This window comes from Arcicella rigui (assembly GCF_034929435.1).
Lineage (GTDB): Bacteria > Bacteroidota > Bacteroidia > Cytophagales > Spirosomataceae > Arcicella > Arcicella rigui.
The window spans coordinates 1-13,485 of sequence record NZ_JAYFUM010000019.1 but is presented as its reverse complement, the minus strand read 5'-3'; the positions used below and the strand labels follow the sequence as shown (position 1 = coordinate 13,485).

The following is a 13,485-nucleotide window of genomic DNA, read 5'->3' as shown; positions in this document are numbered from 1 at the left end:
GAATAGACTACTATTAGGCAAAAATGATGCTAAAAAAACACCTATCAAAAGCTTTTGATTCTTCTTTTGATAGGTGAAAAAGTTTTATGCCAAAACGACTTCGTTTTGACTATAAAAAACAGATACTTCTCTTAAAATATCAAGAATTTCTTCATAATTCATGGATGTTACTAATCTCATTCTAAATTCTTTAAAATGCGATAAGCCCTTGAAATAATTAGCGTAATGTCTTCTCATCTCAACGATGCCCACATACTCGCCTTTCCAACGAATACTAAAATCTAAATGTTTTTTACAAACATCAATTCTATCATCAATCGTTGGCGGAGCAAGATGCTCTCCTGTTTTGAAATAATGCTTGATTTCATTGAAAATCCAAGGATAACCGATAGCGGCACGCCCAATCATAATACCATCAACGCCATAACGATTGCGATATTCTAAAGCCTTTTCTGGAGAATCAATATCGCCATTGCCAAAAATAGGAATTCTAATTCTTGGATTTTCTCTTACTTTGGCAATCAAACGCCAGTCGGCATCGCCTTTATACATTTGTACTCTTGTACGTCCGTGAATCGTAAGAGCCTCAATACCAATATCTTGAAGACGTTCGGCTACATCTTCGATATTTTTGGTAGAATCGTCCCAACCTAAACGAGTTTTTACCGTAACAGGCAAGTGTGTAGATTCTACAACGGCTTTGGTCATGCTTACCATTTTAGGAATATCCTGCAAAAGTGCCGCTCCTGCTCCACGGCAAGCCACTTGTTTTACCGGACAGCCATAATTAATATCTATCAAATCTGGACCTGCTTTGGTGGCAATTTCTCCGCAAGCTCTCATGGTTTCAATATCAGAGCCAAAAAGTTGAATACCTATTGGACGTTCGTACTCAAAAATGTCTAATTTTTGTAAAGATTTTGCCGCATCACGAATAAGTCCTTCTGAAGAAACAAATTCTGTGTACATCAAATCTGCTCCTTTTTCTTTACAAACTGCACGAAACGGAGGGTCTGAAACATCTTCCATTGGGGCTAATAACAAAGGAAATTCTCCTAATTCTATGTCTTTAATCTTTACCATCTTTATCAATCTATTATACTTTCCACGAAAAAAGTTTACCCTTGTCAATGTCTAACAAACAAGAGTTTAGCTTCTTTGGTTAATTGTTCACTGCTAATTTTTACGTAAATTTACAACCATTATGACAGAATTCGATACTTTTAAAGCACAAACCGACCGACCACTCATTGCCAAACTAATGATTTTGGTAGGATTGACCCTAATTTTTATGTTTGTCGGCTCAATGGTTGGGATATTGGCCTTTTCTTGGCTTAATGGCGTCTCACTTCAAAAAGCCTTACTTGCCCAGCAGCACCTCAAAGATTTCCCGAATGCTTATGTTGGTTTGATGCTCCTTCAAACTTTTTCAACCCCAATTCCATTTGTAGCATCTTCTCTTTTTTACTGGTACGTCATTGAAAAACAAGACATTAGTACTTTAAGTTTCCATAGTACTAATTTATCGGTACTCTTTACCGTAGCGATATTAGTGATTGGCTTCATGCCATTTGATGCTATTTTTATTGAATTGAATCAAAAAATGGTTTTACCAGAATCTTTAAAAGGGATTGAAGAATGGATGAAAAATTCTGAAAAAGCCACAGGGGAACTTACTAAATTCCTTACTTCTTTTCAGAATCCGACACAGTTTATGCTTGCAATGTTGGTAGTTGCCGTGTTTGCTGGCATTAGCGAAGAATTTCTTTTCAGAGGAGTTTTACAAAATTTGGCATGGAAAGCCTTCAAAAATCCACATATTGCTATTTGGTTTGCGGCATTTTGGTTTAGTTTTATCCATTTACAATTTTATGGATTTATTCCAAGAATGTTGCTTGGTGCAATGTTTGGCTACTTGTATTACTGGACACAAAATCTTTGGCTTTCAATGTTTGCACACTTTGTAAATAATGGTTTTACGCTTTTGATGAGCTATCTTTATCAAATGAAAGTAACCAAAACCGATATTGAAAAAACAGATTCAGTACCTGTAACAATGGCTTTGGTTTCGGCTTTACTTACCATTTTTTTACTTAGATGGTTTTGGATGTACGGACTTCAGAAAGATAAAAAAAATAAGCCAGCTTAAAATTCGTGAAGCTTTGTTAAAGTAATGGACACAAGTTAAGTTACGTTTTTAATTTATGTAAATAGCTGATTATTAGACACATAAAATACTAATCACCAATCACTTTTTGCTAATTACTGAAAAACATGAACGACTGGAAGAAAATTTATGAATCTACAAATCCTTTTAAAGCAGAATTAGCAAAAGCTTTTTTGGTTGACGAACACCAAATTGATGCCGTTGTGATTAGCAAAAGAGATAGTTCATATTTAATAGGTATTTGTGAAGTATATGTACATTTACAAAATGCCGTGTTAGCAAAGTTTTTATTGGATAATGAAGCAGGATTAGAAAATTATGAGTGATGTATCATTTTTCGGATTTAGGATTTCTGATTTCGGAGATTAGATAAACATTTGATTTACCTTATATCCGACATCTGAAATCTAAAATCAGAACCTGTGATAAAATATCATTGCCTAAAGCCTACTGCATATAGCTTAAAGCATATTATACTAAAGCAAATTTACTCAACCAGAAATAAACAAAATAAATAGATAATCAGTATGAATAAAAAATTACAAGGAATGTCAAATTTAGCACAAAGGGTGATTGCAGCCGTTGTGGCTGTTCCTTTTTTGATATTTTGTATAGTTTTTAGCGATTGGACGTTCTTTGGACTTTTTGCTATTATTGCTGTTTTAGCACAACTTGAATTTTATAAACTCTTGGGGCTCGACGGCGACGAACCACTTACTTATTATGGTACTCTCTGTGGTTTTGCCTTGGTTACAATTACTTTTTTGATTGAGAAAGGAATTATCCACGAAAGTAATTATTACATTTTATCACCTTTGATGACGCTGATTTTCTTCATCAAATTATATAAATCTCAAGACGAAAAGCCATTTAAAAATATTGCTTATACATTTTTGGGCGTTATTTATGTAGCCTTGCCTTTTGCTTTAATTATCATTTTGGCATTTCTAACAAGTACTACTTTTAGCTGGCAACGTCCTCTTGGTTGTTTGTTTTTACTATGGGCGAGTGATACAGGTGCGTACTTTGCCGGAACAAAATTCGGGAAAACTAAGTTATTTGAAAGAGTATCACCCAAGAAATCTTGGGAAGGAAGTGTCGGTGGTTTTCTATCATCAATGCTGGTTGCTTTTATTCTTTCGAAGTACTTCAACGACCTCTTAGAATGGCAATGGTTTGGCTGTGGAGCTATTATAGTGGTAGCTGGTACGTATGGTGATTTGGTAGAATCGCTCTTTAAAAGAAGTATTAAAATAAAAGATTCGGCCTCTACAATTCCAGGGCACGGTGGCTTTTTAGATAGATTTGACGGTTTACTCCTATCCATTCCATTTATTATTACATTTTTAAAACTTTTCCCATAGTTTTTTAAAAATATTTGATAAATTGCAAAACGTTAAAAACTGTTAAAGCCATACAGCAGAATCACTTAGAAACGTTAAATTGAGTAAGTTTGCATAAAATTCAACTCAGAAAGTGAAACGATGTTACTAAAGTTAAAACACATATTTATCATTGCTATTATTATTTGTCTTTCTAACTTCTCCTCAAGTTTTGGGCAAGGGCAAGATAAGTCCGTCGTATTTTCAGGACGAGTAGTAGCAGACCGTAGCTCAGAGTTTTTACCAAATGCCTACGTCTTCAATCCACAGTCGGGAAGAGGTACGCTTACTGATGATTTTGGTAATTTCTCCTTGTATGTTTATCCCGGTGACAGTGTAGTATTTTCGTATGTGGGTTACAAAAAGAAATACTATATCATTCCTCGTACCAATGACTTTTCGCACGTTGCTACGATTTTCATGACCGAAGATTCTAAGCTATTGGCAGAAGTAAAAATTTATCCTTACAGAACTGAGGATGAATTTAAGAAAGCTTTCTTGGACATGAAATTGGAAAATGAAGCAGGAAGAAGAGCTTTGGCAAAAAATCTTGAACAATCGAAGTTGAATGTATTGGCAATGAGAGCGGGATTGAGTGGTGCAGGAAATTTTAGAAACTTCTCTGACCAAATGACTTATGCCGCAACCAACAGAGGTTTTTACCAAAGTCCAGTTATGGCTTTGACAAACCCTTTTGCTTGGATGAACTTTATTAAGTCAATCAAAAATGGAGATTTGAAACGAGACGACTATAAAAAAGCTTACGAAGACGCTCCTACTGAAGGTATTTCTCGACAAAAATTCTTAAAAGAACAAAAAACTGGAAATTAGATTTTATTAATATTTTGCTCTGTAAAAAAGATTTTCCAGTATTTACCATAGCATTTATCATTTGTAAAAATTCCAGAAGGATGGTTCTGATTGAACTATTTTCTGGAATTTTTTTTGATTGAAATTAACCATATAACATAAACTAAATTGGATTTTATTACCGAATCTTATAGAATTAGAATTACTGAAGTAGATGCTCATGCTAATCTGACAATTCCAGCCTTAAATGGACTTTTCCAAGAAATGGCTTGGCGACATTCCGTTGTGGCAAATGTATCTGCTCCAGACTTAACAGCACAACACAATATTACTTGGGTACTTTCAAGACTAAAAATTTGGATTCAAAAACTACCTTCTTATGATGAAACTGTACTTGTAAAAACTTACATTCAAGAAATTGACAAGTACTTTTATTATCGAGATTTTAAGGTTTACGATACCAATGGCAATGAAATTATCAGAGCCAACGCTTTGTTTGGTTTGATAGATATTTCTCGCCGTCGTATTACTTCTGTGCCAGATTGGATGCGAGCCATCACGCCCATTTGTACTACGGAAGAAAAAGTACAGAAAATATCTGGAAAAATTCCACAGCTTACTCAGGTCGAGACTCAAAGAGCTTTTGATATTCGTTGGCATGATATTGATTCAAACCAACACGCCAACAATAACCGCTATGTAGAATGGTTGATGGAAAGTGTGCCAACTAAAGTATTGAATGAGGGCGTACTGAAAACCTTTGATATTATCTTCAAAAATGAAAGTATTTTTGGCGACAAAATCATTACTCAAAGTCAACAAATTGGCGAGGGCTTTGTACATAAAATGGTGAATCAGAATGGCTTAGAATTGGTTACGGGCGAAACGGTTTGGGGGGTGTAGATATTTAGCTTTGAGCTTTGAGCTTTGAGCTTTGAGCCTTGAGCTGTGAGCTTAATATTTTCAAAAAATAAAACTCAAGGCTCACCGCTCATAGCTAAAAGCTCATAGCTACAAAAACTTTATTTCAATTCTCCTATTCAATTTACGATTTTCGGCAGAAGTATTGGGTAAAATTGGCTTGCTTTTCCCATAACCTTCTGATTTTACCATAGCAGGATTGATACCTTTTTGTATTAAATAATCACGAACGGATTTTGCTCTTTTTTGTGATAAAACTAAATTTTCAGTATCCTTTCCAACGTCGTCGGTATGACCAGAAATTTCAATCGGCAGGTCTTTATTTTCATTCAGCAAAAGCGTCAATTTATCTAATTCAATTCTTGATGCTTCTTGTAACTCCCATTTTCCAGTATCGAAAAAGATGTTGTTTAAAATCTCTTTACTATTTTTCTGAATCGGTTCAAGCGGAATGTCGAGTACTTTATCTGTGCCAGATATTTCAGAAAAATCAAAATTCATACTCTTGAAAAAATACCCTTTTTTATTAACGAAAACGGCATAAGATCCGCCATTTTCCAAGACAAAAGTATAATTTCCTGTTTGTGCATCAGCCTTAAAAAGTCCTACTTTTTCCTGTGTTTTTAGCGAAATTAATTCAATTTCAGCCGAAAGCTTTTGTTTGGTTTTGGCATCAAACACAATTCCTTTTAAGAAATAAGTGGACTTAAATTGTTGTTGGAAGTTTTCGGGTAAAACAATTTCAACAATTTTAGAGCGACGCACTCTATCATCCTGACTTCTTTCTAAAGAGTAATAAGCCTTTTTGCTATCGGAAGTAATGAAAAAAGCGACTTGGTCTTCATTGGTATTTAGCGGGAAACCCAAGTTCACAGGTTTTGTCCATTGATTTTGCTGATTTTCAGTAAAAAACAAATCCAATCCGCCCATGCCTACGTGTCCTTCGGAAGAGAAAAAAAGCGTTTTTCCATTGGCATGAATAAAAGGCGAAAGGTCGTCTTCGCTGGTGTTGATGACATTGCCAAGATTTTGTGCTTTCGTCCAGACATTCATTGAATCTAATTTAGTCACCCAAATATCTCTTTTGCCGATACTTCCTTTTCTATCCGAAACAAAGTACAGCGTTCGTCCATCTGCAGAAAGCGAAGGCTGAGATTCCCATTCGCCAGAATTGATATTTGGCCCTAAATTTTGTGGTGACGACCAATCATTTCCTTCTTTGTAAGCAATGAATAAATCGCAACTTCCAAAGCCTCTTCTGCCTCCGCAAGAAGTAAAAACTAAAGTCCTACCATCAGCAGAAATTGAAGCCGTTCCTTCATTTTCGAGGGTATTGATTTTATCAGAAATAGAAACTGGCACAGACCAAGTACTGTCTTTGAAAACAGATTGATAAAGGTTTTCATCTTTATCTTGTTGACCTGTAAAAATCAGCGTTTCACGGTCGGCAGAAAGTACGGGGAAGTATTGGGAATCGAAACGATTGACAGTTTTTGGCAGTCCAACTGGTACAATTTTTAGAGGGTTTTCTAAAGATTTGAGAGCAAACTTACAGCTTTCTAAACGAGCCAAATATCTTTTTTGGTTGGAAGCCGTAACCGCAGGAAGCCCTTTTTCTAAATACCCCAAAGCTTTTTGGTAATCGCCTTTTTTAAGGTACAATTGTCCCAATTGCTGAGAAGCGATTTCTGTAACCGAGCTTTTTTCTTGAGCATTTACTGCCTTTTCATAGTTTAGGATGGCATTGCCAAATTGGCGACTTTGTTCGTATAATTTTCCTAAATGAAAATAAGGTTCAGCAAATAATTTGTCTCTTTCAATGGCCTCTTCAAACTCATTATAAGCCGTTTCTAAATCTCTTTCTTGCAACGCCTTTAAGGCATTTTGGTAAGCGTCAATTGCTTTTTTGTTAGTGGAAGACAGCGTATTCTGAGCTTTAATAAAGAAGGAGAAATTAGTAAAAAAGAAGAGCAAAAAAAGGAATCTCATGTCTGGAAAATTTAATAGAACAAAAGAATTTATTTTACAAAAACGACAAAGGTTTAGTTAATGTTAAGTGAAAAATAAAAGTTTTTAGGAATAAAACGATTACTCAAAGATAAACTCATTAGTGTGCGACTTAAAGTCGCACACTAATGAAAAGAAACATTTTTAACAACTAATGATACTCTTTTAATTCATTTGATTATGTATAATCTCAAATGAAACGGATAGCCTACATTTGTATATCTAACTGAAAATCAAAGATATAAAATTAAAATTCCTCACTCACAATTCAGCACTCATAATTACTATGGAATATCCATAAACTTATGTACTTGTAACGAAATTCTCCATTTCGGATTGTTCTTGATGTACTCTATGATTTGCGGAAGCATTTGTTCCATTCTACTCCATTCGGGTTGAAGGTAGAGCATACAATCGGGCGAAACCACAGAGGCAAAGCTTTCAGCCCATTCAAAATCTGATTGGTTGAAAATGATTACTTTTAACTCGTTGGCTTTAGGATAAATATCAGGATTAGGCGATTTGAATTTTTTAGGAGAAAAACAAATCCAATCCCACGCACCAGTTACTTGTTCGCAAACGCCTGATGTTTCGATATTGGTTTCAAAACCTGCTTGATGCAAAGCTTCGGTGAGTTCATCTAAGTTGTGCATCAAAGGCTCACCACCTGTAATTACCGCCAAGCGTCCTTCGTAAGCAGAAGCATCCGCCACAATTTGACTAATACTTAATTTTGGATGTGCGTTTATATCCCAAGATTCTTTCACATCGCACCAGTGACAGCCCACATCACAACCGCCCAAGCGGATAAAATAAGCGGCTCTACCTTGATGAAAACCTTCGCCTTGAAGCGTATAAAAGGCTTCCATCGTAGGAAGTGATTGATTGAAAGGAAGAATTGCTATATCGTTTTGCTCTTTTGTCATGCGTGTAATGTAAGTAAAATACAAACACAAAATTAGCACATTTCCCTCAGTAAATTGTTGTTGGAGTTTGAAAGCTGTAAAAGGGTTGGATTTGAAGGTATTGATGATTTATTGTAGATGAATTTAAAACTCATGGTATTATCATCAGTTTTGTTTTTTCAGTTCAGCACGTAACCTTTCTATTTGTTCAACTGTTAAGCCTGTATATTTAACTATTCTTTCGTTGGGCTCGTTGTCCGCTAACATAATTTTCGCAATTTCAAACTCTCGTTCCTCAACTGCTGTCTCTAAAGCACTTTTCATACCCCAGTATTGAATGAGGTTTTCTTCGTAAATAGCTCTTTGTTCGGCACTCAGATTTGCTAATTCGGCTGTTCCAAAGGCTTTTTGGAAAATTGGTTCATTGAGAATGTTCGGAATATGGTCAAAGCTTTCTAAGTTTTTCAGAAAGTAGCACCACTTATCAAATTTAGTTGCTAACTCGTTTTCTTTTTTGTTGAACAAAGGCATTTGCAAAAACTTAAAATGCAATTTGTCAAAAAACATATCTCCATCTTGGTCTTTCAAAGCCACATCACGCCTAAATTTGCGTCTTTCCTCAGACTCATCATACTCAAAATCAAGGATAGCCACAAAATAAATAGGCTCTAATTTAAAGTTCCAATCTCCTTGTTGAGCTTGGTCTCTGATAGGAAAAGTAACGTAAAATAAACTTCTATCTTTGAAGTATTTTACTTTGGCTTTTTGCATTTCTACGATAAATCTTTCGCCTGAAAGTGCTTTACAATGAATATCAAAAATGGCTTTTCTCTCCGCCGATAAATCTGCTAAATTTTCTGGATTACGAAAATTCAGGTCTGCGATTTGATGATGTGGTGGCAATAATTGATTAAGAAAATCAATCAAAAGGTCTCTGTTACCTTCTTCTCCAAAAAGTTTTTTGAAACCGAAATCAGTATAAGGATTGAGATACTTTGCCATACTAAATATTTTTGGTAAAGTTACAAAACTTCGATTGCGTTATTGGATTTTTTTCAAGGGTATCTTTGGTAAATAGTGGCACGAGTAAAAATTAACGGAACTAATGAGCTATTTTTATTATAGAAATCAAAAGCGGAATTTGGTTAAATCTGTCCTTGATAATTTGGGTCAAAATCTACCATCCATTCTATTCCGTATTTGTCTCTAAACATCCCAAAGTATGAACCCCAAGGACTGTCGGCAATAGGCATTTCAATTTGTCCACCTGCTGAAAGTCCGTTAAATAATTTATCGGCTTCTTCTTTGCTTTCTGCACTGATTGAAATTTTACTTCTATGCTCATTCTCGTTTGTGCGTCCCATAATTTCGGGAACATCATTAGCCATCAGAACGTTTTTGCCAATCGGCAAAGCAATGTGCATTATTTTGTTGGCTTCATGCTCTGAGACGGTAAATTCAGGCCCAGCAAGGTCTTTGAAACGCACAATTGTTGCGAATTCTCCGCCAAATACTGATTTGTAAAAGTTAAATGCTTCTTCGGCATTTCCGTTAAAGTTAATGTGAGGATTGATGAGTGCCATAGTTTTATAAGTTAAATTCTCTATACACAAACCTAAACTTTAACACTCAATAAACAAGGTCTAAAAGCGACAAAAAAGAGGTTCTTTGTGCCAAACAATTAGTTGGGGACTCTCCTACGACGACTTAAATTAAAAAGAGCATCCGTCGTTCTATTAAGATTATTTTTTCTTTGATGAAGAAAATTATCAATAACTGGTTCAAGCCTGTGGCTTGGACTAATTAGGGGCAGTTTCCAGCAACTTGTCGCTGAACAGATAAAACAAAGTCCTCGGATACATTTGATAATTTCGCACATTGTTCAATGGTTAAACCCATTGATAAACCATTTTTAACTGTTTCTATTTTTACAGCCTTTTCTTTTCTATCCTCTGCCTCTTTAATTTTCCTACTCTCTGCTTTTACAGATTCAGCGTTACGAGCAATCAAAATCTCTAATGAAGCCTTTGCGTCAGGTGTCATTTTACGACTGTCCAATTCGTCAATGGCTACTTTAAGCCAATCCTCATCCCAAAATTTGGGAAATTGTATAGGATTGGTAAATGTATGAGTATGTATCGTCTTCATCGTATAAATCAGTTTTTGTAAATCTGTTTGGCAATCAATCTCTTGCAAAGTAAATTTATCTAATTCTACTGTGATAAAAGTCATTTGATCATCAAAAAGTTCGCCTTGTTCATTTCGTAGATTCGCAATGGTATGAAATTGATAATATGGTAGAATATCGCTTGCCAGAATTGCTACACAAAAGATTTTGGTCAGTGTTCCATAGTCAAACTTCCCACGTTTTACCATTGCATTAAACTTGTGCAAAGCATAAAACTTCATGCGTTGTACAAAATAAGGTGCATCACCATACTGCATTTCTACAATGAAATGGTTATCATTTTCATCCGTGCAAGCCAAATCAAAAATACCACTTCTTCCGTCTTGAGTGATACCCTCAAAGGTGTTTTTGTCAAATTTAACCTCTTTAATTGGCACTTCTGACTTGATAAGTGCTTGTAAAGCCCTACGCAAAAAAAGTGTATTTGCCTCATTGCCAAAAGTAGCCTTAAAACCATAATCCGAGATTATCGGGATAAATATTTGGTCGTCTGTGTATAGTGCTTCCATGAAGTAAAGGTACTCAAAATCAAGGTACTTACAAATGAAATCTGTTTGTAGATAAGTATTTTTGCGGTAGCTACCTGCCTTTTTGGCTCAGTGATTTCCCTACAACTCACCTAATATCTCTTTGATAATTGGTGCGTTGTTTAGGCAGGTGTTGTTGGTGAGAAAAGATTAACAACATAGGCAGTACAAGAGTTAGCAAGGGTTATTCCAGATTCTTAATTTTTTTCCAATGAAGATCAAATAGTTTCCGAGAGGATGATATTAGGTCGGTTCTTGCAGTTCGAATATTTATACAAGATTCTCCATTTTCATTTGTTAATGAATTGACAACAGCTTCAACTTTATCCAAAACCTCTTTCAGTTCTTTTTTTTCTGAATTGAGCAGAAGTTCAATTTTAGCTTTTGTATAGTAAAACTTGTCCCAATACTTACTCTTATCAATAGGGCTTAGTTCAGCTAATTTTTCATGTTCTTCAGGGGTTAACTGCATAGCAATTGATAGAAAGTCACTTACAGTATGTCTTAATTCATTAATCCATTCTTGCCTATTCTTTGCAGAAATTGTCGCTTTGAATTCTAAAAGCTTGACTTCTTTTGATGTTTCAATTTGACGCTGTAAATTTTTTTCGTTGCTCTCTATTTGCTTCTGTAGATTACTTTCATTTGAAAGTCTGAGTCGGTTGCCAATCCAGAAGTTTACAAAAGCGGATAAAATACCAATTATCAAAGCCACTATCCAAGGCATATTTTTATCATGTGCAGATATAAAACCTAATACCAAGGCAACTACCCAAGGCATATTTTTATAATTTATAGAGTCATGGGGCTTGGAAACATTTTCGATTTGCAATGTTGAGGGCAAATTAACCTTGACTTGCGGAATCTTTTGTCTTTGTATTTGAATCGCTTTACTTGAATCTACTGCGATTTTTGCTAAACAAATATTAAATAGAAGTAGTAAAAAAATAATAAATAGATTTCTCATTATATGAAAGGTTTATTTAATTGTAGCTAACTCGAAAACATACAAAAGTTTACGTTTTTCGTTAAAATAAGTACTTAGCAAAAGTAACCCTATTTTTATTTTGTATAATTTTCAAGTACTTAAAATTCAGTCATTTATCTGTTTTGATAAATACACGAAATTCGACACTATCCCTTATTTAGTGTTATCCATATCCACTTTAGCGTTATGGCACTTACCTTTAGAGTTAAACCTTTTCAATCTTGATAATTGACACTTACATTTAGCGTTAAGCCATTTCAATCTTGATATATGTCACTTACACTTAGCGTTATCCTTATTTACTTTGGCGTTATGTCACTTACTTTTAGTGACAAGCCATTTCAATCTTGATAATTGCCACTTGCATTTAGCGTTAAGACATTTCAATCTTGATAATTGACACTTATTTTTAGCGTTAAGCCATTTCAATCTTGATATATACCACTTACATTTAGTGATAAGCCTTTTCAATCTTTATAATTGACACTTGCATTTAGTGTTAAGCCATTCCAATCTTGATAATTGCCATTTGCATTTAGTGAAATCTCAATCATTTTTTGCAATGTCTTGATGTTTTAAGTCAACTGACGAATTCAAGAAAGTCTCAAATCATCATTCAAGACGTTCTAAATCATGTTTTAAGGCGTTTTCTGTTTTTTGAGGGGCAAACTTTGACCCATCAATTCAACGAGGCATAAACCTCTTAAACATTCAAAAAATGAAAACGCAAATCAAATCACTTCTTTTTATTTGTTCTCTTTTAATTGCTTTCATCGGAAAAGCTCAAACCGAACCTGCTCGTGTGAGTTTTACTATCAAAAATCCTTCGCTCAAAAACAAACTGATTGGCTTTAGTAGCTACAATACGCAATTACAAAAAATTACGGGTGGCTACGGTTATGGCTTAAATGCACTGGCTTCGCACGCTGTCAATTTGCCTACTCCTGTGTATGTTTATCAAGAAAAAAATGGTAAGAGAGAGTTATTCTGTGTGGTAACTCAGAAAGATGATGGGAAAGTCTTTTTTATCAATCAAAGCTATGAAATTACTCGTGAACAGTATTTAGACTTTGCTCGAGCAGAAATGACTCAGAAGCAACACGAAAAAATTCAAGACGAAAATTCCATAGAAAGTATTGCCAAGAAACAGGGTATCAAATTGGTAGGTGTCAATATCAAAGGGGCATCTTGGTTTCCTTCAATGGCCCATGTGCGTTATGAATTGCCTTGGGCAAACGACAAGCAAAGAGGTTTTTCAAGCCCTTTGAGTAAGACTAAAAATAACTATGTATTTCTGCCCGTGGGCACAAAAATCTATCAATGCAGCGATAAGTTTTGGGATAGTAATGTAAAATTTACCGAGAAATTACTGCTAACCATAGAAGGAAGTAAAGACGATTATACAGTTTCGTTACAGTAAAAATCAAGGATATTTATTCAAGTAAAACGTAAAAAAATCATTTTAATTCAATGAAGTCATCTTGACTTTTTTGACAGTATTGCTTAAAAATAAAAAAGGTTGCTGATATTTGTTTTGCGAACCATACCAAAGCAACCTTTTTATGTACTACGTACTCAGCAAAGATATAA

13 protein-coding genes are annotated in these 13,485 nt (G+C 34.9%); 6 read left to right on the top strand and 7 right to left on the bottom strand.

Translation table 11 applies throughout. From position 1 onward, the window contains the following. Positions 1-84 precede the first annotated feature (84 nt). Positions 85-1,083, bottom strand: a complete 999-nt coding sequence (dusB, locus tag VB248_RS15590) for a tRNA dihydrouridine synthase DusB (RefSeq protein WP_323297728.1) — start codon at positions 1,081-1,083, stop codon at positions 85-87. 121 nt (positions 1,084-1,204) lie between these two features. On the opposite strand from dusB, the gene VB248_RS15585 reads away from it, so the two are divergent. From VB248_RS15585 to VB248_RS15565, 5 genes are all read left to right on the top strand, one after another. After that, positions 1,205-2,149: a CPBP family intramembrane glutamic endopeptidase gene (locus VB248_RS15585; protein ID WP_323297727.1), complete on the top strand. Its 945-nt coding sequence runs from the start codon at positions 1,205-1,207 to the stop codon at positions 2,147-2,149. A 125-nt stretch (positions 2,150-2,274) separates the two neighbouring features. Then, positions 2,275-2,493, top strand: coding sequence for a DUF2007 domain-containing protein (locus VB248_RS15580; protein ID WP_323297726.1), 219 nt, complete (start codon positions 2,275-2,277; stop codon positions 2,491-2,493). Positions 2,494-2,694: 201 nt separating this feature from the next. Beyond that, complete coding sequence (locus VB248_RS15575) at positions 2,695-3,531, top strand: phosphatidate cytidylyltransferase (protein WP_323297725.1); 837 nt, start codon at positions 2,695-2,697, stop codon at positions 3,529-3,531. A 120-nt stretch (positions 3,532-3,651) separates the two neighbouring features. Continuing rightward, positions 3,652-4,380: a carboxypeptidase-like regulatory domain-containing protein gene (locus VB248_RS15570; protein ID WP_323297724.1), complete on the top strand. Its 729-nt coding sequence runs from the start codon at positions 3,652-3,654 to the stop codon at positions 4,378-4,380. Between the two features lie 147 nt (positions 4,381-4,527). Then, entirely contained in the window at positions 4,528-5,262 is a 735-nt protein-coding gene (locus VB248_RS15565) for an acyl-[acyl-carrier-protein] thioesterase (protein ID WP_323297723.1), read from the top strand. Between the two features lie 108 nt (positions 5,263-5,370). Here the strand turns inward: VB248_RS15565 and VB248_RS15560 are convergent, their stop codons facing one another. The 6 genes from VB248_RS15560 to VB248_RS15535 all read right to left on the bottom strand — a co-directional run bounded on the left by VB248_RS15560 (position 5,371) and on the right by VB248_RS15535 (position 11,874). Beyond that, complete coding sequence (locus tag VB248_RS15560) at positions 5,371-7,269, bottom strand: OmpA family protein (RefSeq protein WP_323297722.1); 1,899 nt, start codon at positions 7,267-7,269, stop codon at positions 5,371-5,373. Between the two features lie 302 nt (positions 7,270-7,571). Next, on the bottom strand, positions 7,572-8,213 hold the full coding sequence (locus VB248_RS15555) for a 7-carboxy-7-deazaguanine synthase QueE (protein ID WP_407652913.1): 642 nt from the start codon (positions 8,211-8,213) through the stop codon (positions 7,572-7,574). Between the two features lie 144 nt (positions 8,214-8,357). Next, a complete protein-coding gene (locus VB248_RS15550; RefSeq protein WP_323297721.1) occupies positions 8,358-9,194 on the bottom strand; it encodes an Rpn family recombination-promoting nuclease/putative transposase in 837 nt (278 codons plus the stop codon). Positions 9,195-9,337: 143 nt separating this feature from the next. Next, positions 9,338-9,775, bottom strand: coding sequence for a VOC family protein (locus VB248_RS15545; RefSeq protein ID WP_323297720.1), 438 nt, complete (start codon positions 9,773-9,775; stop codon positions 9,338-9,340). Between the two features lie 220 nt (positions 9,776-9,995). Further along, positions 9,996-10,889 carry an Rpn family recombination-promoting nuclease/putative transposase gene (locus tag VB248_RS15540; protein WP_323297719.1) on the bottom strand — a complete coding sequence of 298 codons (894 nt, stop codon included), beginning with the start codon at positions 10,887-10,889 and terminating at the stop codon, positions 9,996-9,998. Between the two features lie 202 nt (positions 10,890-11,091). Further along, positions 11,092-11,874: a GlsB/YeaQ/YmgE family stress response membrane protein gene (locus VB248_RS15535; protein ID WP_323297718.1), complete on the bottom strand. Its 783-nt coding sequence runs from the start codon at positions 11,872-11,874 to the stop codon at positions 11,092-11,094. A gap of 739 nt (positions 11,875-12,613) precedes the next feature. On the opposite strand from VB248_RS15535, the gene VB248_RS15530 reads away from it, so the two are divergent. Next, complete coding sequence (locus VB248_RS15530) at positions 12,614-13,315, top strand: hypothetical protein (protein ID WP_323297717.1); 702 nt, start codon at positions 12,614-12,616, stop codon at positions 13,313-13,315. Positions 13,316-13,485 lie beyond the last annotated feature (170 nt).